22 protein-coding genes and 1 pseudogene are annotated in these 22,299 nt (G+C 68.6%); 14 read left to right on the top strand and 9 right to left on the bottom strand.

Annotation, left to right across the window (positions count from 1 at the left end; genetic code table 11):
- Positions 1–2: 2 nt before the first annotated feature.
- Positions 3–1,223 (top strand): carboxylesterase family protein, encoded by a 1,221-nt coding sequence (locus ACFV2O_RS27635; protein WP_379254259.1) that lies wholly within the window; start codon positions 3–5, stop codon positions 1,221–1,223.
- Between the two features lie 31 nt (positions 1,224–1,254).
- Here ACFV2O_RS27635 and ACFV2O_RS27630 read toward each other — a convergent pair whose 3' ends face one another.
- Positions 1,255–2,244 carry a zinc-binding alcohol dehydrogenase family protein gene (locus ACFV2O_RS27630; RefSeq protein ID WP_379254257.1) on the bottom strand — a complete coding sequence of 330 codons (990 nt, stop codon included), beginning with the start codon at positions 2,242–2,244 and terminating at the stop codon, positions 1,255–1,257.
- Positions 2,245–2,330: 86 nt separating this feature from the next.
- Here ACFV2O_RS27630 and ACFV2O_RS27625 point away from each other — a divergent pair, with 86 nt between their 5' ends.
- Entirely contained in the window at positions 2,331–2,660 is a 330-nt protein-coding gene (locus ACFV2O_RS27625) for a metalloregulator ArsR/SmtB family transcription factor (protein ID WP_356968276.1), read from the top strand.
- Positions 2,661–2,784: 124 nt separating this feature from the next.
- Here ACFV2O_RS27625 and ACFV2O_RS27620 read toward each other — a convergent pair.
- Both ACFV2O_RS27620 and ectB read right to left on the bottom strand, forming a co-directional pair.
- A pseudogene (locus tag ACFV2O_RS27620) lies at positions 2,785–2,997 on the bottom strand (group 1 truncated hemoglobin); the annotation flags it as partial.
- A gap of 66 nt (positions 2,998–3,063) precedes the next feature.
- The gene (gene ectB, locus ACFV2O_RS27615; RefSeq protein ID WP_379254255.1) at positions 3,064–4,320 is read right to left on the bottom strand and encodes a diaminobutyrate--2-oxoglutarate transaminase; all 1,257 of its coding nucleotides are present in this window, start codon (positions 4,318–4,320) and stop codon (positions 3,064–3,066) included.
- A 227-nt stretch (positions 4,321–4,547) separates the two neighbouring features.
- Here ectB and ACFV2O_RS27610 point away from each other — a divergent pair, with 227 nt between their 5' ends.
- Genes ACFV2O_RS27610 through ACFV2O_RS27600 form a run of 3 tightly spaced genes read left to right on the top strand, consistent with a single transcriptional unit; the run spans position 4,548 to position 7,124 of the window.
- Positions 4,548–5,321: an ABC-2 family transporter protein gene (locus ACFV2O_RS27610; RefSeq protein ID WP_355075897.1), complete on the top strand. Its 774-nt coding sequence runs from the start codon at positions 4,548–4,550 to the stop codon at positions 5,319–5,321.
- A complete protein-coding gene (locus ACFV2O_RS27605; RefSeq protein ID WP_379254254.1) occupies positions 5,314–6,141 on the top strand; it encodes an ABC transporter permease in 828 nt (275 codons plus the stop codon). The genes ACFV2O_RS27610 and ACFV2O_RS27605 overlap by 8 nt, the downstream gene beginning before the upstream one ends.
- On the top strand, positions 6,138–7,124 hold the full coding sequence (locus ACFV2O_RS27600) for an ATP-binding cassette domain-containing protein (protein ID WP_379254253.1): 987 nt from the start codon (positions 6,138–6,140) through the stop codon (positions 7,122–7,124). The genes ACFV2O_RS27605 and ACFV2O_RS27600 overlap by 4 nt, the downstream gene beginning before the upstream one ends.
- A 25-nt stretch (positions 7,125–7,149) precedes the next feature.
- Here the strand turns inward: ACFV2O_RS27600 and ACFV2O_RS27595 are convergent, their stop codons facing one another.
- Positions 7,150–7,827, bottom strand: coding sequence for a DUF4389 domain-containing protein (locus tag ACFV2O_RS27595; RefSeq protein WP_379254251.1), 678 nt, complete (start codon positions 7,825–7,827; stop codon positions 7,150–7,152).
- Between the two features lie 239 nt (positions 7,828–8,066).
- Here ACFV2O_RS27595 and ACFV2O_RS27590 point away from each other — a divergent pair, with 239 nt between their 5' ends.
- The 3 genes from ACFV2O_RS27590 (at position 8,067) to ACFV2O_RS27580 (ending at position 10,994) form a co-directional block, all read left to right on the top strand.
- On the top strand, positions 8,067–8,483 hold the full coding sequence (locus tag ACFV2O_RS27590) for a hypothetical protein (protein ID WP_379254250.1): 417 nt from the start codon (positions 8,067–8,069) through the stop codon (positions 8,481–8,483).
- Positions 8,484–8,709: 226 nt separating this feature from the next.
- Positions 8,710–9,759, top strand: a complete 1,050-nt coding sequence (locus ACFV2O_RS27585; RefSeq protein ID WP_379254322.1) for a PLP-dependent cysteine synthase family protein — start codon at positions 8,710–8,712, stop codon at positions 9,757–9,759.
- Positions 9,756–10,994 (top strand): MFS transporter, encoded by a 1,239-nt coding sequence (locus ACFV2O_RS27580; protein WP_379254249.1) that lies wholly within the window; start codon positions 9,756–9,758, stop codon positions 10,992–10,994. The genes ACFV2O_RS27585 and ACFV2O_RS27580 overlap by 4 nt, the downstream gene beginning before the upstream one ends.
- 43 nt (positions 10,995–11,037) lie before the next feature.
- On the opposite strand, the gene ACFV2O_RS27575 is transcribed toward ACFV2O_RS27580, so the two are convergent.
- Positions 11,038–11,358 (bottom strand): hypothetical protein, encoded by a 321-nt coding sequence (locus ACFV2O_RS27575; RefSeq protein ID WP_355075883.1) that lies wholly within the window; start codon positions 11,356–11,358, stop codon positions 11,038–11,040.
- Between the two features lie 387 nt (positions 11,359–11,745).
- On the opposite strand from ACFV2O_RS27575, the gene ACFV2O_RS27570 reads away from it, so the two are divergent.
- Positions 11,746–12,276: a DUF4254 domain-containing protein gene (locus ACFV2O_RS27570; protein ID WP_379254248.1), complete on the top strand. Its 531-nt coding sequence runs from the start codon at positions 11,746–11,748 to the stop codon at positions 12,274–12,276.
- On the opposite strand, the gene ACFV2O_RS27565 is transcribed toward ACFV2O_RS27570, so the two are convergent.
- The 3 genes from ACFV2O_RS27565 to ACFV2O_RS27555 are packed head-to-tail and all read right to left on the bottom strand — an operon-like array spanning position 12,277 to position 14,885.
- Entirely contained in the window at positions 12,277–12,594 is a 318-nt protein-coding gene (locus tag ACFV2O_RS27565; RefSeq protein WP_379254247.1) for a hypothetical protein, read from the bottom strand.
- A complete protein-coding gene (locus ACFV2O_RS27560; protein WP_379254246.1) occupies positions 12,595–13,743 on the bottom strand; it encodes a fatty acid desaturase family protein in 1,149 nt (382 codons plus the stop codon). It lies immediately after the preceding gene.
- Positions 13,744–13,763: 20 nt separating this feature from the next.
- A complete protein-coding gene (locus tag ACFV2O_RS27555) occupies positions 13,764–14,885 on the bottom strand; it encodes a ferredoxin reductase (RefSeq protein WP_379254244.1) in 1,122 nt (373 codons plus the stop codon).
- Positions 14,886–15,057: 172 nt separating this feature from the next.
- Here ACFV2O_RS27555 and ACFV2O_RS27550 point away from each other — a divergent pair, with 172 nt between their 5' ends.
- On the top strand, positions 15,058–15,678 hold the full coding sequence (locus ACFV2O_RS27550) for a TetR family transcriptional regulator (RefSeq protein WP_355075873.1): 621 nt from the start codon (positions 15,058–15,060) through the stop codon (positions 15,676–15,678).
- Between the two features lie 131 nt (positions 15,679–15,809).
- On the opposite strand, the gene ACFV2O_RS27545 is transcribed toward ACFV2O_RS27550, so the two are convergent.
- The gene (locus tag ACFV2O_RS27545; RefSeq protein WP_379254243.1) at positions 15,810–17,171 is read right to left on the bottom strand and encodes an MFS transporter; all 1,362 of its coding nucleotides are present in this window, start codon (positions 17,169–17,171) and stop codon (positions 15,810–15,812) included.
- Between the two features lie 124 nt (positions 17,172–17,295).
- Between ACFV2O_RS27545 and ACFV2O_RS27540 the strand changes: the two genes are divergently transcribed.
- The 4 genes from ACFV2O_RS27540 to lysA all read left to right on the top strand — a co-directional run bounded on the left by ACFV2O_RS27540 (position 17,296) and on the right by lysA (position 22,294).
- Positions 17,296–17,874: a PadR family transcriptional regulator gene (locus ACFV2O_RS27540; RefSeq protein WP_379254242.1), complete on the top strand. Its 579-nt coding sequence runs from the start codon at positions 17,296–17,298 to the stop codon at positions 17,872–17,874.
- Positions 17,871–19,901, top strand: coding sequence for an FAD-dependent oxidoreductase (locus ACFV2O_RS27535; RefSeq protein WP_379254240.1), 2,031 nt, complete (start codon positions 17,871–17,873; stop codon positions 19,899–19,901). The genes ACFV2O_RS27540 and ACFV2O_RS27535 overlap by 4 nt, the downstream gene beginning before the upstream one ends.
- 106 nt (positions 19,902–20,007) lie before the next feature.
- A complete protein-coding gene (gene cmrA / locus ACFV2O_RS27530; RefSeq protein ID WP_379254238.1) occupies positions 20,008–20,811 on the top strand; it encodes a mycolate reductase in 804 nt (267 codons plus the stop codon).
- Positions 20,812–20,953: 142 nt separating this feature from the next.
- Positions 20,954–22,294: a diaminopimelate decarboxylase gene (gene lysA, locus ACFV2O_RS27525; RefSeq protein WP_379254236.1), complete on the top strand. Its 1,341-nt coding sequence runs from the start codon at positions 20,954–20,956 to the stop codon at positions 22,292–22,294.
- Positions 22,295–22,299: the final 5 nt, after the last annotated feature.

Here is a 22,299-nt window from a genome sequence, read left to right as displayed (position 1 = left end):
CGATGAACGAACTGGTACACGCCCCCGCCGGGGCATTGCGCGGTGTCACCAGCGGGTCGGTGACCGCGTTTCGCGGCATCCCGTTCGGCCGGGCCGCGCGGTTCGCCGCGCCGGGGCCCGCTGCCGCCTGGACCGGGGTACGCGATGCTCGGCGGCCGGGTCCGGCGTCTCCGCAGCCACGCTCGCGGCTGGAACGGGTGATGGGGCCGGGCAGTGCTCTCGACAGAAGCGAGGACTGCCTGTCGCTGAATGTCTGGACACCGGGCGGCACCGGGCTGCCGGTGCTGGTCTGGCTGCACGGCGGCGGGTTCTCCAGCGGTTCGGGCGCCGAAGCCTGGTACGACGGCTCCCTGTTGGCCGAGCGTGGGCGGATGGTGGTCGTCACGGTCAACTACCGGCTCGGCGCATTGGGATACCTGTACTTGGCGCCGGAATACGGCCCGCCCAATGTGGGCTTGCTGGACCAGGTCGCGGCGTTGCGCTGGGTGCGGGAGAACATCGCGGCGTTCGGCGGCGACCCGAGACGCGTCACGCTGGCAGGTCAGTCGGCCGGGGCGCTGTCGGCGCTCGCACTGCTCCGCCACCCGGCCGGCGTAGGACTGTTCCGGCAGGTCATCCTGCAGAGCACGCCGACAGGAACGCGGCCGTACGCCCCGGCCGCGGCCGCCGGGATCGGGCGGCAATTCCTAGAGGTACTCGGCCTGCACCCCGAGAAGGCGGATCGGCTACGGGCCGTGTCGATCGGCCGATTGCTGTCCGCGCAGGGAGAGCTGGCCCGGCGGCGGGCCGTACCGCTGGACGTGACACCGCCGTTCCAACTGGTCGCCGCGGGTGGGGTGTCCGCCGACCTGGTGGGCGGACTGCCCCATGACCTGCCGATGCTGGTCGGCACGACCCGCGACGAAGCCCGCGCGTTCTTCCCCGACGGGCCTGCGGAGCTGACCGAACGGTTCTTCGGCCTCGACGGCCTGCCGACCCGATCGGCCTTCGCCTTCCGGTTCGACTGGTCTCCGCCGGGCAGCCTGTTCCGAGCCTGCCACTGCATCGACCTACCCTTCGTGTTCGGCCGTCTCGAGGCCTGGCGCACGGCGCCGATGCTGGCCGGCGCGGACCCGGCCGACCTGCGGCGACTGACCATGAAGGTGCAGCAGGCCTGCGCTGCGTTCGTGCACACCGGTGATCCCGGCTGGGCCGGGTTCCCGCACATCGAGCACTTCGTCTAGGTCCGTGTCCCGAGCCGAGGCCACCGAAGCCTCACTCGCCGCCGATCGCGACGACGTACTTGCCGGAACCTCGTCCAGCGGCAAGCAGATCGTGTATTTCAGCGACCCGGTCCAGCGAGTCGACCACCGTCACCGGCAGTTCCAGTCCGCCGTCACCGACCTTGTCCAGACCGTCGGCGAGGGCCGCGGCGACTCTGTGCGGCACCGTGTCCCGCAGCCGGCTGATGCTGAACCCGATCAGGGCGACGTTGCCGCCGATGAGCCGGGCCAACGGCGGCAACGGCGTCGGCGTGCCACCGGTCGCGTTGCCGAACAGCACGATTCGCGCACCGGGCGCGGCCAGTTCCAGGTCGAGCTCGAGATTCGCGGTACCGGTCGGATCGAGGATGACGTCCACCCCGCCCGGGGCCGCGGCCCGCACCGCGGCGACGACATCCTCGCCGCGCGCGGTGACGACATCCCACCCCGCCGCGAGCCCGTCCGCGATCTTGTCCGGCCTGCCCACCGTGCCCAACCGCGGGCCCGCGCCCTCGGCGGCCGCCAGTCGCGCGACCGCGTGGCCGACTCCCCCGCTGGCCGAGTGCATGAGCACCGAGTCGCCGGGCCGCAGCCGGGCGGCGTCGCGCAGCAACAACGTGGCGGTCGACAGCACCAGCGGCGCGGCGGCCGCGACCGGTAGCGGTACGGCGGCGGGTACCGCGGTGACCACGTCGGCGGAAGCGAGTGCGACCTCGGCCAGCCCGCCCGCGCGGGTCAACGCGGCGACGCGGTCTCCGACGGCGAAACGGTCGACCCCCGCGCCGAGCGCGCGCACCCGGCCCGCCACCTCCAGCCCGGGCGTGTACGGCCAGCCGGAGGCATATCCCGCGTCGCCGCGTCGCGCCATGACATCCATGAAGTTGATGCCTGCGTAGGCGACCTCGATCGCCAGCTCGCCCGGACCCGGGCGCGGCTCGTCGGTCGTGACGACCCGCGTCGTGGTGGCATCCGGCGCCGGACCGGTCAGCTGCACTGCCCGCATGAGGACCTCTTATTCTATGTTCGATGTTCGTCGAACATAGAATAAGCACGGTAGCCTGGTTTCACCAAGGGGGAAGGAGTTCGCACATGGCCCGATCGCAACGGAACACGGCACCACCGCGGCACCCCGACGTCGCCGAGTTGGACCTCCTCGACATCCTGCACGCGCTGTCCGACCGGACCAGGATGACGATCGTGCGGACACTGTGGACCGGGCCGGAGCGGGTTTGCGGCACCTTTCCCGTGGATGTCGCGCCCTCGACGCTCAGCCATCACTTCCGCGTCCTACGCGAAGCCGGCCTGATCCACCAGCGAGACGAAGGCACCAAGCGCTGGACATCACTGCGCCGCAACGATATCGAGGCCCGGTTCCCCGGCCTCGTCGGCCACATAGTCGACGCCTTCGAACGCGCGTGAATCACACCGCGGTGCGCAGCCGCCATGACCCGAAAAGTGCGGCGACCACGGCGTTCGGCGCGGACCGCAGTCGCCGAGCCCGCGTGCCCGCCACCGGCAGCGGGCACGCCACCGGACCCGGCGGCTAGATCGTCGCGGTCGACGAGGCGATGTCGTCGGCCAGCGGGGCGATGGCGCCCAGGATCTGGGCGACCAGATCGGCGGGCACGCCCGCCGCGGTGAGCGACGCCTCCAGATGCCCCGCCACCAAGCCGAAGTGATGCATGGTGATACCCCGGCCCTGGTGCACCTGCTTCATCGGAGCACCGGTGTACGGGATGGGACCGCCGAGGGCCGCGATTACTCGCTCCTCACCGCCACGCGGGCATCGCTGAGATAGTTTTGCAACACGTACGGAAGGCCTTCATCCGCACACCGCTTCCATCGCTGCCGCCAATAGCCGGATGCCGTGGTCGATCTCGTCGTCGGCGATCGTCAGGGGCGGCATCAATTTGATCACCTCGTCCATCGAACCGGACGTCTCCACGAGCAAGCCACGATCGAAAGCGGCCCGGCCGACCTTTTCCGCGAGAGACGTGTCCTCGAACACGACGCCGTGCACCAAACCCCGCCCCCGCGTCGAGACTCCGGGGAAGGTCGAGACGAATTCGCTCAGGGCTCGGGCGATCCGCTCCCCCTTGGCGACGGTCGCGAGTTCCAGTGCGGAATCCGACCAATAGTGCTCGAGCGCGACACGCCCCGTCACGAACGCCGCGTTGTTGCCCCGGAAGGTGCCATTGTGCTCACCGGGCGCCCACTGATCGAGCTCCGGCCGGAACAACACCAACGCCATCGGCAGACCGTAGCCGCCGATCGACTTCGACAACGTCACGATATCGGGCGTGATCCCGGCGACCTCGAAAGAGAAGAACGGCCCGGTACGGCCGCAACCCATCTGCACGTCGTCGACGATCAACAGAATGCCGCGGGCCGAACACAATTCGGCCAGTCCACGCAACCACGACGCCCGGGCCACATTGATGCCGCCTTCGCCCTGCACCGTCTCCACGATCACCGCCGCAGGCTTGTCCAACCCCGATGACGGATCATCCAGCGCCTTACGCATCCACAGCAGATCGTCGGCGACACCGAGATACCCGTCGTATGGCATCGGCATCGCGTGCCCGAGCGACACCCCTGCACCCGACCGCTTCGCGGCGTTCCCGGTCACCGCCAGCGCGCCCAGCGACATCCCGTGGAAAGCGTTGGTGAAGCTCAGCACGGTCTGCCGCCCGGTCACCTTGCGCGCGAGCTTCAACGCGGCCTCGACCGCGTTGGCTCCGGTCGGCCCGGGGAACTGGACTTTCCAATCCAGCCCGCGCGGGGCGAGGACGTTGTCGCGCAGCACTTCCAGCAACCGCCGCTTGGCGACGGTGGACATGTCCAGCCCGTGGGTGATGCCGTCTCCGGCGATGTAGTCGAGCAGCGCCCGCTTGAGTACGGGGTTGTTGTGGCCGTAGTTGAGCGAGCCCGCGCCCGCGAAGAAATCCAAGTACTCCTTGCCGTTCTCGTCGCGCAACCACGCTCCGCTGGCGGTGTCGAAGACGGCGGGCCAGCAGCGACAGTACCCGCGCACGTTCGATTCGAGTGCCTCGAAAACAGTCATCTCGGCGACGGTCATCGGCGTTCCTTACTCGTCGTGCGCGAGCGCTCCACAATCTGAAGTGAGAGTGTTTCTAACATCGACGCAGCCCGGATGTGGCCTTTTCTTCAAAACGCGCCGAAGCCTTTCCCGCTCCACGCCGCGGCCAGTAGAGTCAACTCCTTGTGCGCGGCAGACCGGAGGGGGGCGGACAGCGTGCCGTCAGGGAACGATTTCGCAGCGCCGTCGCCCTCTACACATCCCTCGTGGGCGCCGGATTCCGCAGACAGTGGCAATACAAAATGGCCATGTTCGCGGGGCTGTTCACCAACTGCGTGTTCGGGTTCGTCCGCGCGGCCGTCCTCGCCGCGGCGGTGGACGCCGCGGGCGACTTCGGCGGGTACGACCGGGGCAGCGTCGGCGCCTACGTGTGGCTCTCCCAGGGGCTGCTCGGCGCGGTGCAGTTCATGGGACCGCTGGGACCGCTGGACGATCGGGTCAAGAACGGCGATATCGCCATCGATTTCCTGCGCCCGGTCGACATCCAATGCGGTTATCTCGCCGACGATCTCGGGCGCGCGGCGTGCACTTTCCTGCCGCGCGGAGTGCCGAGCGTGCTGGTGGGCACGCTCACCTTCGGGCTGGCGATGCCGGTCACGCCCGGTCCCTACCTGCTCGGAGCGGTGAGTGTCCTGCTGGCGGTGGTCATCTCGTTCCTGTGCCGGTTCCTCGTGGTGCTGATCGGATTCTGGGTCGTGGAAACCCGCGGCATCCGGGTGCTGTACTACGCCGCGGGCACGTTCCTGGCCGGACTGTTCGTGCCGGTGCACATGTTCCCATCGTGGCTGGGCGCCATCGCGGCGGCCACGCCTTTCCCGTCGATTCTGCAATCTCCGATCGACGTGCTCTCGGGACGGATCACCGGCGCGGAAGCACTCTCGGTCGTCGGGATCCAAGTGTTCTGGGTGGTGGTCACCGCGATCGCCGGACGCGTGCTGCTCGTCGCGGGCCGACGCAGGCTGGAGGTGCAGGGTGGGTGACATCGTTGCCCCGCGCACCGAGTCGTGGTCGACGCCCTACGTGGCCGTGTTGCGCTCCAGGATCCGGGCGCAACGCAGCTACCGGTTGTCGTTCGCCAGTGAGCTTCTGAGCGCATTTCTGGTGGGCCTGGTCGAATTGGCCGAGGTGTGGCTCATCTTCCGCACCGCACGCGTCCTCGGCGGCCTCGACCTGGACGGCGCTCTGCTTCTGTTCGGGTTGAGCAACACGAGTTTCGCGCTGGCCCAGGTGCTTTTCGGCCACCTCGACACGCTGCCGGTGCTGATCCGGATGGGCCAGCTCGACGCCTACCACCTGCGGCCGCAACCACTGCTGCTGCAATTGATCACCAGCGACATCTCCCTGCGCCGGTTCGCTCGCGCCTCGGTCTCGATCGTCGCGCTGGTGACCGGTGCGGCACGCAACGACATCGCCTGGAGTTCGACCACGGCCGCGCTGCTCGCACTCACGCTGGTCGGCGGTATCGCGCTGTTCGGCGGGGTGTTCGTCTGCGCCGCCGGATTGCAGTTCTATCTGATCGACGGCTCCGAGCTCACCAACAGTTTCACTTACGGCGGCTCGTTCGCGGCGACGCAACCGGCGTCGGTGTTCCCCACCCCCATGCGGCTGCTGTTCGGGTTCGCGATTCCGGTCTCGTTCACGGCCTATCTGCCCACCCTCGCGCTGCTCGGCCTGCCCGGCCCTCCGCTGCTGCCCGCCTGGCTGGCCTGGCTCACCCCGGTGGCGGCGCTGTGGGTCTGGCTGCTGGCGCTGGGTTTGTGGCGATCGGGCACTCGGCATTACCAGGGAGGCGGCGGATGAGCACGGGCAGCCCGGAGGCGATCATCGACATGGAGAGCCTCACCAGGCAGTTCATCCTGTATCGCAAAAACGGCCGCCGCTGGCGCAGGCGCCGCGAGACGCTCACCGCCGTCGACGGGATGACCGTCCGGATCGACCGGGGCGCCGCCGTCGGCTATATCGGCGCCAACGGCGCGGGCAAATCCACCACGATCAAAATGCTCACCGGCATCCTGGTCCCCACCGCGGGCACCGTACGCACCTGCGGGCTGGATCCCGTGCGGCAGCGGCGCGAACTGGCCGGGCGGATCGGCGTGGTGTTCGGCCAGCGCTCGCAACTGTGGTGGGATCTGCCCCTGCGCGAGTCGTTCTCGATCCTCGCCGCGATCCACCGGTTGGAGCCGGGCGCCGCGCGCAAGCGCGCGCACGAGCTGATCGAGCAGCTGGAAATGGCCGACACGCTCGACACACCGGTGCGCCAGCTCTCGCTGGGCCAGCGCATGCGCGCTGAAGTAGCCGCGGCACTGCTGCATTCGCCCGAACTGGTGATCCTGGACGAGCCGACCATCGGCCTCGACGTGCTGTCCAAGCAGCGGCTGCGCGAGTTCCTCCGAGCCGAGCGCGCCGAGCGCGGCACGACCCTGCTGCTCACCACCCACGACATGGGCGACATCGAAAGGCTTTGCGAGCGTGTGCTCGTCGTCGACCACGGCCGCTTGGTGTACGACGGATCGCTCACCGGATTGGCGGCCACCGTCGGCGCGCGCCGGGTACTGGTGGTCGACTTGGCCGAACCGACGCCCGACCTCGACGATCTACGCTGCGCCCAGCTGCTCGGCACCGAAGGCGACGGTATGCGGCAGCGGCTGGCCTTCGATCCCGAGCAGATCACGGCCGCGCAATTGCTCGCCGCGGTATCGGAGCGCGCCGAAGTGCGGGACCTGTCGATCGAGGAGCCCGAGATCGAGGACGTCGTCCGGCGGATATACGAATCCGCCCGCTGAACAGGCGGGCGGATTCGGTACCGGTTCAGTCGGATTCGCGGGCGCCCTGGTCGAGCCGGAAGGGCGGGTACTCGTCCCGCATCAAACCGGCATAGGCCTGCACGCGGATGATCCAGCGATTGACGCCCATCACGAAGTCGTAGATGCCTTGCGGGTAGCGCGCCGTGAACAGCAACCCGATCAACGCGACGATCAGCAGGATGCTCAGCAAAGAGATCGAGCCGCCGCCCCAGTCGTCACCGTCGCTCCCCGCGATCGCGATGCCGCCACTGAGCACCGCGCCGACGATCAGATAGTGCGGAATGGCGAGCAGCCACCACTTCACCAGCACCAGGCCGCGGTGCAAGGTCTCCGGATAGTCGATCTCCAGGTCGGCCGGGTAGTCCGCGTTCGGTTGCAGGCTGAACGGCGGGTACTTGTCGGTGCCCAGTACCGAGAGCGCGTAGAAAGTCACCCGCCATCCCCAGCGCATGACGCCGACGTTGAAGTCGAACAGTCCTCGCGGGTACTTGCCGGTGATCAAAATGGCGAAGAAGGCCACCACCGTGAGCACGGCGTACGCGATGTGTAGGAAGAACAGCACGACGTAGTGCGGAATCGCCAGTAGCCACTTGACCAGCCACAGCCACCGGGACAGTGCGGGGTCCAGATCGCCTCGTACCCGAATCGGGCTGGGCGGCGCGGCCGGCTTCTCGAGTTCCATGAGCAACGCTCCTTACGGTTGCTGTGATCCATGCCACAACCAGTAGGTGTCCTGATTGTCGCGTATCCGGCCACCCGTGAACGGCACCATTCGATACCGACACGCCAACGAATCGGGGTGCACGGTCGCATTCCGCGAACGAGGAGCGTTGCGCCGCAGCCGAAGTCACCCGGAGCGCGCACCCATACCGATTCCCACCCGCGAATCGTCGTGCGAACGGGCTTGTACCATCGGAAAGCGTGACGTTCGGCGCGCAGCGGTTACCGGTGATCCGGGTGATCGTGGCTCTCGCGTACACCGTCTGGGTGGTCGCCATGGCGGTGCCCCAGTGCCACGTCTTCGACCACGCCGTCGCGGCACACGCCCACATCGAGGCGTCCGGCCCCGTCGTGGCCTCCATCGTCTCCCCGGCGATCCTCGCCGACCGGCATCAGCACGCCGCCGAACCGGACCGGCACGTGCCCGCCGACGGGGTGCTCGCCGCCCTGCCGCGCGCAGTCACGCTGCTGCTGTTGCTACTGCTCGCGTCCGTGTCGGTGCTGCTTGCGGCGCCCGCGTCCGCCCGCGCGGGCGGCGTGCGCGCACCCCCGGTCGCGACCCTGCCGGTGTATCCGGGCAGAGACAGACTCACTCGATTCGGCATCGATCGGAACTGATCGGTCAGCGTCAGGCCGGAGCCTGCCGGGGCCCGGCCGGTGTTCGTGCGAAGTCCGCACTCACACCGTCGCTGCCACAGCGACCGCACAGAATCGACGATTCCTCATGACTTCTGCGCTGCAGAACCCGGCTGTGCCCGATCCGGCTCCCCGCGAACCGGAGCCTGCCCTCGCGAGCCCGGCGAGTCTGCTCACGGCGGCCCAGCGCTGTCCGCGTCCGGCGACCATGGTGGGCAACACGCCCGTGCTCTGGATCACCGAACCGCTCGACGGCACAACGAAACCGGACGGCCGCGGCTTCTGGGCCAAACTCGAGGGCGCCAATCCGGGCGGCATGAAGGACCGGCCCGCGCTGCACATGGTCGAGCGCGCCATCGCGCGCGGTGCGGTCGCACCTGGCGCTCCGATCATCGAATCCACCAGCGGCACGCTCGGTCTGGGCCTGGCGCTGGCGGGAATGGTGTATCGCCACCCGGTCACGCTGGTCACCGACCCCGACTTGGAACCGCTCATGCGCCGCATGCTCGCGGCCTACGGCGCGCGGGTGGAACTGGTCACCGAGCCGCACCCCACCGGCGGCTGGCAGCAGGCGCGGCGCGACCGCGTCGCCGAACTGCTGGCGCGCGATCCGCGGGCTTGGTGCCCGGACCAGTACCGCAACCCCGACAACCAGGACGCCTACGAGACCCTGGCGCTCGAGTTGGTCGCCCAGCTGGGCAGGATCGACGTCCTGGTCTGCTCGGTCGGCACCGGCGGCCATTCCGCGGGCATCACGCGCACGCTGCGCCGGTACTTTCCGCACCTGCGTCTGGTCGGCGTCGACACCGTGGCGTCCACGATCTTCGGACAGCCCGCGGGGCCACGGCTGATGCGCGGGCTGGGTTCGAGTATCCATCCGGACAACGTCGACTATTCGGCGTTCGAGGAGGTGCACTGGGTCGCGCCCGCGGAGGCGGTCTGGGCGTGCCGTCGACTCGCCGCGACACATCACGCCAGCGGCGGCTGGAGCGTCGGCGCGGTCGCCCTGGTCGCGGGCTGGCTCGCCCGCACCGGCGATCCGGCCACGCGGATCGCCGCGGTCTTTCCCGACGGACCGCTGCGCTACTTCGACACGGTGTACAACGACGACTATTGCCGCGAGCACGGCTTGCTCGACATCGCACCACCCACCGCACCGCTGCGCATCGCGCATCCGGCCGACGCCGTCGCGCTCTCGTGGACCCGGTGCACGACGGTCGTCGATCCCCGTGACGCCAGGAAGGAGCGGACGCGATGACCGACCTGATCGCCACCTTCCGCGGCTTCAACCGCCCCAGCCGCATGCTGATGGTCAATCAGTTCGCCATCAACACCGGCTTCTACATGCTGATGCCCTACCTGGCCGGTTACCTGGCCGGTCCGCTCGGGCTGGCCGCGTGGGCGGTCGGGCTCGTCCTCGGTATCCGCAACTTCTCCCAGCAGGGCATGTTCCTCGTCGGCGGCACGCTGGCCGATCGACTCGGCTACAAGCCGCTCATCGTGACCGGATGCCTGCTGCGCACCGGCGGTTTCGCGCTGCTCGCGGTCGCGGACACGCTGCCCGCGCTGCTGGTGGCCTCGGCCGCGACCGGCTTCGCGGGCGCGTTGTTCAACCCGGCGGTCCGCGCGTATCTGGCGGTCGACTCGGGCGAGCGCCGGGTGGAGGCGTTCGCCGTGTTCAACGTCTTCTACCAGGCGGGCATACTGTTCGGCCCGATCGCCGGGCTCGCGCTGATGGCCGTCGACTTCCGCGCGACCGCCACGGGCGCCGCGGTGGTGTTCGGCGTGCTGACGCTGGCCCAGTTACGCGCGCTGCCGCAGCACCGCGCCGAGCCGAAAACCACTTCGGTGCTGGACGATTGGCGTGTGGCGCTGGCCAACCGCCCGTTCCTGCTGTTCGCCGCGGCGATGATCAGTTCCTCGGTCCTGGCCTTCCAGGTCTACCTGGCGTTGCCGGTGCACGCCGCACGGATCGCGGGTGACTCGGCCACCGTGCTGATGACGGCGGTGTTCGTGCTGTCCGGGTTGATCGCTATCGCCGGGCAACTGCGCATCACCCGCTGGTTCGGGCAGCGGTGGGGCCGCGCGCACAGCCTGGCATTCGGCATGGCGATACTCGCGTCGGCGTTCGTGCCGCTGGTGGCGATCCCTGGCACCGGCTTCGGTGTGTGGCCCGCGATCGGCGCACTGCTGTTGACCGCGGTCGCGCTGGGAATCGGTGCGGCAGCGGTCTTTCCGTTCGAAATGGACACCGTGGTCGCGTTGTCGGGCAACCGCCTGGTGGCGACGCACTACGGCCTCTACAACACCATCGTCGGTATCGGCATCCTGCTCGGGAATCTGGGCATCGGAACGCTGCTGGACCGCACGCGCGAGGCCGGGATGAGCGCACTGGCGTGGGCCGCGCTCGTCGCCGTGGGAGCAGCCGCGGCGGCGGGGCTGTTGGCGCTCGCCCGCTCCGGACGGCTCGACGCACCGCTACCGGTTGGGTGATCGATCGGACCGTCCTGGATGTGCGCCTCCGGGACGGTCCGCCTCAGGCCGGTCCGCTCGACTGCGCCGAATACAGGCTGACCTCGCCACCCTCACTGAGAAAAGCGTTGACCAGCATGGTGCGGGTGGTGCGCAGCTCCTCCTCGTCCGGCGCGGCGGTGGTGATCGAGATCTGCGGGATGACCGCCCAGTTGACCACGTAGCGCTCCGGCGGGCCGTCGTCGTCGGACAGCCGGGCGAGACGGAAGACCGACACGGTCTTGCGGACGATCAGATCACGCACGACCTCCGCGATTCGCTCAGGGTCTTCCAGCGCGAACATGAAGCCGAATGTCAGCTCCGGCGATGACACGTAGGCGGGCACGAATACCGAGGCTAGCCCATGCGGCGGCGGCGCGCAGCGCACGCACCGAATCGGTTGCTGCTCATACGCTCGACAATTTCGAGAACGCACCGCCGAGCGCCGGTCCGGGTGACCGATCCGTAACGGAATATAACGATTTCCCGGCAGCTTTCGGATTCACGGACCAGAGTATTGCGCGGCTTCGGTTACCGCGCTTTCCTGAAAGTGTCCTGATTTCTCGGACCGTCTTCTCCCGCATCGTCGCGGATTTCCCGGTTTCTCTGCCGTGCTGGTGGAACTCGGGATGGCATCCGGGTGCGGGACTGCGCCGGAGCCGAGGGGCGCCCCTCCCCGAAATCCCCCTCGGCCCTGGCGCATCCAGGATTCGTCGTGTCGCAGAGGTATGTCATGCCCACCGAATACGCTCAGCGCAGTTTCGGAGCCCAAGAGCTGCCGCCGCCCGCCGCACTGCTTCGCGCGATTCGCGAACCCGGCGAGAACCAGCACCGGCACAGCGTGCTGCACGCCGCGCGGAAGCTCGTCGACTGCCACGAGCGACGGCAGCGGACACTCGAGCGATCACACGCCCCGGAGGCATCCAGCACCCGCGTCGCCGCCTGCACCCAGCAAGTGGAGGACATCGACGGCTGCCGCGCGGAATGGATCGGGCGGATCGACGCATGGGTGGCGGAGAACGTGCAGCACCGAGAGGGCGCCTCGCTGCATACCGAGACACTCGGCGCGGTCATCGACCGAATCGCGGCCAAATGGGTTTCGGCCCGACACTCTTTGGACGACGAGATCACGACCGGGCCGCACCCGGGGCAGGCGGGCGGTGAGGCCCACCTGCAGTGGTCCAGGCTGGCCGAGCTGGTCGACGGCTATCAGGATCTGATCACCGACGTCATCGAGCATCGGCGCAGGCTGCCGGTCTGGTGATCAGCGCGGCTCGTCGACGCCCGGCTCGACGACCTCGGCGTCGAGGAACGCCTCCGTCGCGTCCGCCCGCGGTTTCGTGACCGTGACCTCGGTCTCGGTGTCGAGGTCACGATCGAGATCCCGCTGTGCCTCCGCGTCCCGGCGCGCCGCGGCCGCCGCCTCGTTCATCTCGATGGCGTCGGTGATCCACTCGCCGATCTCCCTGGTGACCTCGGCCACCGTCCCCGTGATGATGTTGGCGATATTGCCGACGTGCCTGGCACCGGAAGACGTCAATTCCTGAATGAGATCCTTGTTGCTCTCGAATTTCCCGATCATTCACACGCCCGCTTCGCTCGCCTTTCGCTGACGCATCACGATAACACCGGGGGACGGTTCGCTCTCGACCCAGCGCGGCGGAAGTGCCAGCTTGAAAATCTTCTTCCACACCGAGCCGATCTGCTTACCGAGCGAGCCGGTGTTGTACGGCAAACCGTACTTTTCACACAATGCGCGGACCGTAGGCGCCATCTCCGGATAACGGCTCGCGGGCAGATCGGGAAACAGATGGTGTTCGATCTGATGCGACAAATTCCCGGACATGATGTGGAACAGCTTGCTGCCGGTGATGTTGGCCGAGCCGAGCATCTGCCGGATGTACCACTCGCCGCGGGTCTCGTCCGCGGTCTCCTCCTCGGTGAACGTCTGTACGCCGGCCGGGAAGTGACCGCAGAAGATGATGGCGAAGGCCCACACGTTGCGCACCAGGTTGGCGGTGGCGTTACCCGCCAGCGTGTGGAAGAACAGCGGTCCGGTCAGCGCGGGGAACACCAGGTAGTCCTTGAGCACCTGCTTGCCCGCCTTGCGCCACTGACCGAGGATCAGGTTCTTGACCTCCGGCCACTTCTTCTTACCCGCCAGGATGTTCTCGACCTCGAGGTCGTGGCCCATCACACCCCACTCGAACAGCATCATGAGCACGAAGGCGTACAGCGGCTGGCCGAGCCGGAGCACGTTCCACTCCTGCGCCTCGTCCATGCGCAGGATGGAGTAGCCGATGTCGCGGTCCTTGTTGTGAATGTTGGTGTAGGTGTGGTGCAGGTAGTTGTGCGAGTGCTTCCACTGGTCGGCCGGGCAGACCGTGTCCCATTCGAACACGCGGGAATTCAGGCCGGGCTCGCGCATCCAGTCGTACTGGCCGTGCATGACGTTGTGGCCGATCTCCATGTTGTCCAGGATCTTCGACACACTCAGCGCCGCCACGGCGGCCAGCCAGAAGGGCGGAAGGAAGCCGAGATACATCAGGCCGCGCCCGGCGATCTCGAATCCCCGCTGCGCCTTGATGATCGAGTACAGGTATTCCCGGTCGCGCTCGCCGAGGTCGGCGACGATGGCCGCGCGCAGCTCGTCGAGTTCACGGCCGAGTTCCTCGATCTGGTCCGGGCTCAGGACCAGCGGTCCGTTCTCGGTTTCGGTCAGGATGGTCATGGTTGTCTCCCCTTCGTGAATCAGATGTCGATGTCGACGTCGCCGACCGGCGCGCTGATGCACAGCTGGATCGGCTGGTCGGGGTCGGTGTCGGTCTCGCCGGTGCGCAGATTGCGCGTGCAGCCGGAGCGGCGCACCGCTGTGCAGGAGAAGCAGATCCCCATGCGGCAGCCGTACTCGGGCGTGAGACCGGCGGATTCGGCTTGCTCGAGCAACGTGGCGCCGGTGTTGTCGGCGCTCACGCCGCTGGCCGAGAAACTGACGGTGCCGTGTGCGTCGGCGGCGTCCACCGGCGCGACCGACAGCGTGAACTCCTCGGAGTGCAGCCGGTCCTCGAGTTGCTCGGCCTGATAGATCGTGCGCACCGCGTCCATCAGCGACGGCGGACCGCAGACGAAGGTCTGCGCGTCGGCGAACCAAGGCGCGACGCGCTCCAGCTCGTCGTAGTCGAAGTACCCGCTGCCCTTCGGCCGGGCGAGATCCACCCACGGCGCACCGGAATCCGCCCGCGGCGCCAGATCCGGCATGCGATGCGGATAGCGCAGCTCGATGCGGAAGTTCGGATGCCGTGCAGCGATCGCGTCCAGTTCCGCTCGGTGCGGCAGCACAGCGGGCGACTTGGCGTAGTGCAGGAAGACGACCTCGCCCGAATGGTCCTCCGCGGCGAGCGTGCGCAGCATGGACAGCACCGGCGTGATGCCGCTGCCACCGCTGATCAGCAGGACGCGCCGCGGCCGCGACTCGGGCAGCCGGAACACGCCGTCGGCGGGCGCCAGGTCGACCACCATACCGGGGGCGGCGTGACGGTACAGGTACTGCGACACCAAACCGTCCGGATGCGCTTTCACGGTCAGCTCGATATGACGATCCCGACCGCCTTCCGGGTTCACCGGCGAGTAGCACCGCGTGTGCCGCACGCCATCGATCACCACGCCGATCTGGACGTACTGTCCGGCAACATGGCCCTGCCAGTGCCGGGTGGGGCGCAGCGTGAGCGTCACCGAGCCGGGCGCCGAGCGGCGCACGTGAGTGATCTCGGCCCGCATGTCCCGCACCGTGAGGGTGGGGCGGACCAGCTCGAGGTACCGATCCAGCGGGTGCGGCGAGGTCAGGGTCTGCACCAAGTTGATGAGATCCACCATTTGTTCTCCGTACCTCTTGTCGGACTGACGACGTGCGGCTGGAATTTCAGTGCACGTCTGTACACTCAACTAGTGTGACCGATGACCGGGGCTAGGTGTCAACCGGCGAAACATGTGACTCGAACTACATCTGGGGATAGGTCGAATGGTGAACGGATGTATGCTCACCGAGATGAGTGAGCAGGCGGCTACCCGAGGCGAACGCAAGGAGCGGACCAGGCAGGCGCTCCTGGACGGCACGCTCGCGCTGGCCGCCGAACGCGGATTCGCCGCGCTCAGCCTGCGGGAGATCGCCCGGTCGGCCGGCATCGTGCCGACGGCGTTCTACCGGCACTTCGCGTCGCTGGAGGACCTCGGCGCGACGCTGGTCGACGACGGCGTCACCGCGCTGCGGCTGGCGCTGCGCGAAGTCCGCCGCAATGCCGACGCGGGCCTGTCGGACACGGTGCGCTTCGTGTTCGCGCAAGTGGGCCCCAAACGTGAGCTGTTCGGCTTCCTCACCAGGGAGCGCCACGGCGGGTCCGCCGCCTTGCGCACGGCCATCGCCCGGGAGATCCAACTGATCGTCCGAGAGCTCGTCGCCGACCTCTCCCGCATCCGGGCCCTGGACTCCTGGACGCCACGAGACCTGGAGATCGCCGCCGACCTGATGGTCAGCACGGTGACCGACGGGATCGCCGCCTACGTGTCGGCCGCGCCGCGCGACGAGCAGGCGATCATCGACCGCACCGTCCAGCAGATGCGTTTGATCGCACTCGGCATGGGCGGCTGGCGGCCACCGAAGCGGCGCTGATCCGCCGCCGAACTCACTCGGCGGGCCGGGGCTCCTCGACGCCGCCGCCCGCCGCGACCGAATCCGCCGAACTCACTCGGCGGGCCGGGGCTCCTCGACGCCGCCGCGCGCCGCGACCGAATCCGCCGAACTCACTCGGCGGGCCGGGGCTCCTCGACATCGCCGCGCGCCGTGACCGGATCCGGTGATCGCACCGGCAGTAGCACCGCGAGCCCGGCCGCGAGCACGACCAACAGGCCCGCGATCCCCGCCCGGTCCGAACCGAACAGCCAGACGAACAAGCCGAACAGGCTCGGGGCGAGGAAGGACACCGCGCGCCCGGTGGTCGTATACAAGCCGAAGAGCTGACCCTCCCGGCCCGGCGGCGCGAGGCGGGTCAGGAACGAGCGCGCCGCCGCCTGTGCCGGGCCGACGAAGACGGTGAGCAGCAAGCCGAAGATCCAGAACATCAGTGGGCCGGACACCACCAGCAGCGCCAGCCCGCACACCAGCATCGCGGCCAGGGACACCACGATGACGATCTTCGGCCCGGCCCGGTCGTCGAAGCGCCCCGCGACGATCGCACCCAGCGCCGCAACGACATTGGCCGCGATGCCGAACAGCAGCACATCCGAGTCGGCGATCCCGTAGACCCGCACGGCGAGCACAGCACCGAAGGTGAACACCCCGGCGAGGCCGTCCCGGAAGACGGCGCTGGCCACCAGGAAGCCGACCGTGCGCCGGTCGACGCGCCACAGCTCACGCAGGTCACGCCACAACACCCGGTACGAGCCGAGGAACCCCGCGCTCGCGGCGCCGGGATCGGCGTTCGTCCGTGGCAGTTCGGGGACCGCGAACAGCACCGGCAGCGCGAAGGCGGCGAACCAGACGGCGGCCAGCACGGCGACCAGCCGGATGTTGAGTCCCTGATCGGTGGGCACGCCGAGCAGCCCGCGGTTGTCTCCCTCGCCGGATATGAAGCCGAAATAGCAGATCAGCAGCAGCAAGATGCCGCCGAAATAACCCATCGCCCAACCGAATCCGGAGACCCGGCCGACGGTCTGCGGCGTGGAGACCTGCCGCAGCATCGCGTTGTACGGCACGCCCGCCAGTTCGAAGCAGGCCGACGCGAACGCCAGCAGCGCCAGGCCGAACCACAGGTCGTGGTAGTCGTCGTGCACGAAGAACATCAGCGTCATCGCCGCGACGGTCAGCGCGGTCAGCGCACCGAGCGAGCCCTTGCGTTTCGCGGACGCGTCGAAGCGCTGTCCGCTGACCGGCGCGGTCAACGCCACGATCAGGCCCGCGATGCCAAGCGCCCACCCCAGCCACGCGCTGGCGGAGACACCGCCGGGCAGATCGTCGCCGACCTTGTCGGTGAGATACACCGAGAAGACGAAGGTGAGGATCACGGCGTTGAATGCCGAAGATCCCCAATCCCACAGCCCCCACGCCACCACTTGCCCGCGCCCGGCGGCCTGCCCGACTGTCGCCTGGGCGTTCACCTCGGTCATGCCGCGCAGCTTAATGCGCGAGACGGTTACGAGGCGGGCCGAAATCGGGTCCGGCCGCGACGACCACGAAGGATTCTTATGCACCTAGTTGCATAGTACCGAGTGTCACGGCTATCCTCACCGCATGGCACTCGAGCACGCGTTGCTGGTATCGCTGACCGAGCGCGCCGGCTCGGGGTACGAGCTGGCGCGCCGCTTCGACAAGTCCATCGGCTACTTCTGGAGCGCGACCCACCAGCAGATCTATCGCGTCCTCAAGCGCATGGAGGAGTCAGGCTGGGTCGACGGCGAGACGGTGATCCAGGAGGGCAGGCCGGACAAGAAGGTCTACTCGGTGAGCGAGACCGGACGCGCCGAACTCGCGCGCTGGATCGCCGAACCGAGCGATTCCGCCACTCCGCGCAACGAACTCGCCGTGAAGATCCGCGCCGCCGCGTACGGCGACATCACCGCGTTGCGCACCGGGGTGGCCCGCCACCGCGACCAGCACGCCCAGCGGCTCGAGCTGTACCGGCACATCGAGAAACACGACTTCCCCGCTCCCGAGCGGCTCGCCGGGACAGCCCTGCACCAGTACCTCGTCCTGCGCGCGGGCATCCGCGTGGAGGCCGGATTCGTCGAATGGTGCGACGAAGTTCTGCAAGCACTACACCCGCGCGCGACAGCCCCGCACGCGGACGGAGAAAGGCGACCTGCCCCATGAGCTCCTTCCCCCATTTGTTCGAGCCGCTCGATCTCGGCTTCACCACCCTGCGCAATCGCGTGGTGATGGGTTCGATGCACACCGGGCTGGAGGACCGCGCCTGGGACACCAACAAACTGGCCGCCTACTTCGCCGAACGAGCACGCGGCGGCGCGGGCCTGATCATCACCGGCGGCTACGCGCCGAATCGCGCGGGCTGGCTGCTGCCTTTCGGCGCCAAGCTGACCAACAAAACCGAAGCGTACCGGCACCGCGCGATCACCAAAGCGGTGCACGAGCACGGCGGCAAGATCGCCATCCAGATCCTGCACGCGGGTCGCTACTCCTACATGCCGGGCAGTGTGTCGGCGTCGTCCATCAAGGCGCCCATCAACCCGTTCCGACCGCGCGCGCTGTCGGCCAAAGGCATCGAGCGCACCATCGACGACTACGCCCGCTGCGCGAAGCTGGCCCAGTTCGCGGGCTACGACGGCTGCGAGATCATGGGCGGTGAAGGATATTTCATCAACCAGTTCCTCGCGCCGCGCACCAACAAGCGCACGGACGCGTGGGGCGGCTCCCCGGAGAACCGGCGCCGGATCGCGGTGGAGATCGTGCGCCGCACCCGCGCCGCGGTCGGTCCGGACTTCATCATCGTGTTCCGGCTGTCCATGGCCGAGCTGGTGGAGAAGGGACAGAGCTTCGACGAGATCGTCGCGCTGGCCGTGGAACTCGAAGCCGCCGGGGTGAACGTCCTCAACACCGACATCGGCTGGCACGAAGCGCGGGTGCCCACCATCGTCACCTCGGTACCCCGCGCCGCCTTCGTCGAATTCACCGCGAAGATCACCGCGCGGGTGACCATCCCGGTGTGCGCGTCGAACCGGATCAACATGCCCGAGGTGGCCGAGGAGATCTTGACCCGCGGTGACGCACAGCTGATTTCGCTGGCCCGTCCCTTCCTCACCGATCCGGAGTGGGTGAACAAGGCCGCCCAGGATCGCGTCGACGAGATCAACACCTGCATCGCGTGCAACCAGGCGTGCCTCGATCACGCCTTCCAGCACAAGACCGTGTCCTGCCTGCTCAATCCGCGCGCCGGGCACGAGACCGAGCTGAAGCTGCTGCCGACCCGCCGCAGCAAGCGCGTCGCCGTGGTCGGCGCGGGCCCGGCCGGGCTCTCGGCGGCGGTGAGCCTCGCCGAACGCGGCCATCGCGTCGACCTGTTCGAGGCCGACGACAAGATCGGCGGCCAGTTCGACATCGCCCGCCGCATCCCGGGCAAGGAAGAATTCAGTGAGTCGATCCGGTACTACACCCGGATGCTCGAGCTCACCGGCGTCACGGTGCACCTGAACAAGCGGGTCGGCGCCGCCGAACTCATCGCGGGCGGCTACGACGAGGTCGTGCTCGCCACCGGTGTACAGCCGCGGATCCCGGACATCCCCGGTATCGACCACCCCATGGTGCTGTCCTACGCCGAGCTGGTGCGGGAGGAGAAGCCGGTCGGCAAGCGCGTCGCCGTGATCGGCGCGGGCGGCATCGGCTACGACGTCAGCGAATTCCTCACCGTGGAAGGGCATCCCGCTCTCAAGCTGGAGGAGTGGAAGGAGGAGTGGGGCGTCACCTCCGACGACGAGCAGGTCCCCGGACAGCTCGCCACGCCCAGGCCGGCTCCGGCGGCGCGCGAAGTCGTTCTGTTGCAACGCAAGACCACTCCGTTCGGGAAGGACCTGGGCAAGACCTCCGGGTGGGTGCATCGGGCCGCGCTGAAGGCCAAGGGCGTCGAGCAGATCGGCGGTGTGAACTATGAGCGCATCGACGACAACGGCCTGCACATCAGCTTCGGAGATAAGCGACAACGGCCCCAATTGATCCCGGTCGACAACGTCATCGTCTGCGCGGGCCAGGAATCCGTGCGCGACCTGGAGGCCCCGCTGCGCGCCGCCGGGATGAGCCCGCACCTCATCGGCGGCGCAGAACTGGCCGCCGAGCTGGACGCCAAACGAGCCATCGACCAGGGCACCCGGCTGGCCGCACGGCTGTGAGCGGGCGGCGGCCGGGCCCGGACGCCCGGCCGCCGTGACCGCGGCACGGAACCGCGCCGGGGATCGTGCGGCGGACCACCGGGTCACGTCGCCTAGGCTGCATCGGGTGAGCCTGCCCTCCCCCACTTCCGAGAACCGCGCGGTCGTCACCGGCGCCTCCTCCGGCATCGGCACCGCGCTCGCCGCCGAACTCGCCGCCCGCGGCTACTCGCTGATCCTGGTCGCCCGCCGCGAGGAGCTGCTCACCGAGCTCGCGCAGCGACTGACCCTGGCCCACGGCATCACCGCCGAGGTGCGCGCGGTCGACCTGGCCGACCGCGAGCAGCGCGCTGTACTGGTGAAAGAACTGGCGACCCGCGAGATCGCCGTCTTGTGCAACAACGCGGGCATCGCGACCTTCGGCGCGATCGCCGAACTCGACCCGGCCTACGAGCGCGCGCAGATGGAACTCAACGCCGTCGCCGTGCACGACCTGACGCTGGCCGTGTTGCCCGGCATGCTCGCCCGCGGCAGCGGCGGCATCCTGATCAGCGGCTCGGCCGCGGGCAACATGCCGATCCCGAACAACGCCACCTACGCCGCGAGCAAGGCGTTCGCCAACACCTTCTCCGAATCGCTGCGCGGCGAGCTGAAAGGCTCCGGGGTGCACGTCACCCTGCTCGCGCCCGGCCCGGTCCGCACCGAGACCCCGGATCCCGCCGACGCCTCCATCGTCGACCGGATGGTGCCCGACTTCATGTGGGTCTCCTCGGAATCCACCGCGAAGATGTCCATCGACGCGCTCGCCCGCAACAAGATGCGCGTGGTCCCCGGCCTGATCAGCAAGGGAATGAGTGTGGCGGGACAGTACGGCCCGCGCGCGGTCACCGCTCCCATCGCCGGCGCGTTCTACAAGAAACTCGGCAGCTGAGCCAGCCGCGTCAGCGAGCTGTCAAGAAGCGACGCCCGGTGGTCAAGGATCCGCAAATGACCGGCCCACCGGCCCCGCACCCGGCGTAGTCCTGGCATCGGCCCCGCAATTCGAGAAAGCGGGGGCGACCCAGGAGAACATCGTGACGCTGCTCGACATCCTCCCGTCATTGCGGTCGGGATCACCTTCGCGCCTGGATGCCGCGGTCTGGCCGCGGGACACGCACTACGACGGCGACGGCGGGATCACCCTCGGCGGCGTCGCCCTCGCCGACGTCGCCGATCAGTACGGGACGCCCACCTACGTCCTGGACGAGCAGGAGGTACGGTCCCGCTGCCGGGCCTATCGCAAAGCTTTTCCCGAGGCCGAGATCATCTACGCGGGCAAGGCCCTGATGAGCCGGTCGGTGCTGGATTGGGTCACCCAAGAAGGCCTTTCGGTCGACGTGTGCTCGGCGGGCGAACTGGCCGTCGCGCTGGCGGCCGGTGTGGACCCCGCGCGCATCGTCCTGCACGGCAACGGAAAGTCGTTCGACGAACTGGCCACCGCCGTGCGCAGCGGGGTCGGCCGGATCGTGATCGACTCGCACACCGAGATCACGCTGCTGTCCGCCCTGGCCACGAAGCCACAGCAGGTGCTGCTGCGCCTGTCCCCCGGCATCGATGTCCACGGTCATCCCGCGGTGCGCACCGGTGTGCACGACCAGAAGTTCGGCTTCCCCCTCGGCAGCGATTCGGCCGCCGAGGCGGTCGACCGTGTGCTGCGCCAACCGAACCTCACCCTGGTCGGCTTCCACTGCCATCTGGGCTCGCAGATCTACAACCCGGATCACTACGGCGAGGCGGTACGGCGCTTGGTCGCCGCGATGGCGCAGGTGCGGCAAGACCACGGCGTCGTGCTGACCCAACTGGATCTCGGCGGCGGTCACGCGGTGGCCTATCGCGCCGGTGACGCCGAAATGAATCTCGCCGAACTCGCCGACATCCTCGAAGACGCCCTCGACGCCGCCTGCGCCCGCCACCACTTCCCACGCCCGGTCCTCGCGCTGGAACCCGGCCGCGCCGTCGTCGCCAGGGCCGGGGTGACGCTGTACCGAGTGCTCTCGATCAAGCACGTCGAAGGCGGGCACACCTACGTCACCGTGGACGGCGGGATGAGCGACAACCCGCGCGTCGCGCTCTACGGCGCGCGCTACGAGGTCGTGGTCGCCAGCCGCCACCCGTGCGGTCCGCAGATGACCGCGACGGTCGCCGGTCGCTTCTGCGAGGCGGGCGACATCCTCGCCGCCGACGTCCGGCTGCCTGCCGACCTGCGCCCCGGCGAGGTGCTCGCGATGCCGTGCACCGGCGCCTACCATCACAGCCTTGCCTCGTCCTACAACACTGTCGGGCGGCCGCCGGTCATCGCCGTTCGACACGGCCGCGCCCGCGAACTGATCCGCAGGGAGACGACGGCGGACCTGCTCGCCCGCGAGGTCGGATGACCGGC

The sequence above is a fragment of the Nocardia sp. NPDC059691 genome, from assembly GCF_042733915.1.
Lineage (GTDB): Bacteria > Actinomycetota > Actinomycetes > Mycobacteriales > Mycobacteriaceae > Nocardia > Nocardia sichangensis.
The sequence above is the reverse complement of the archived record's forward strand: the minus strand, read 5'-3'. Positions and strand labels throughout refer to the sequence as shown.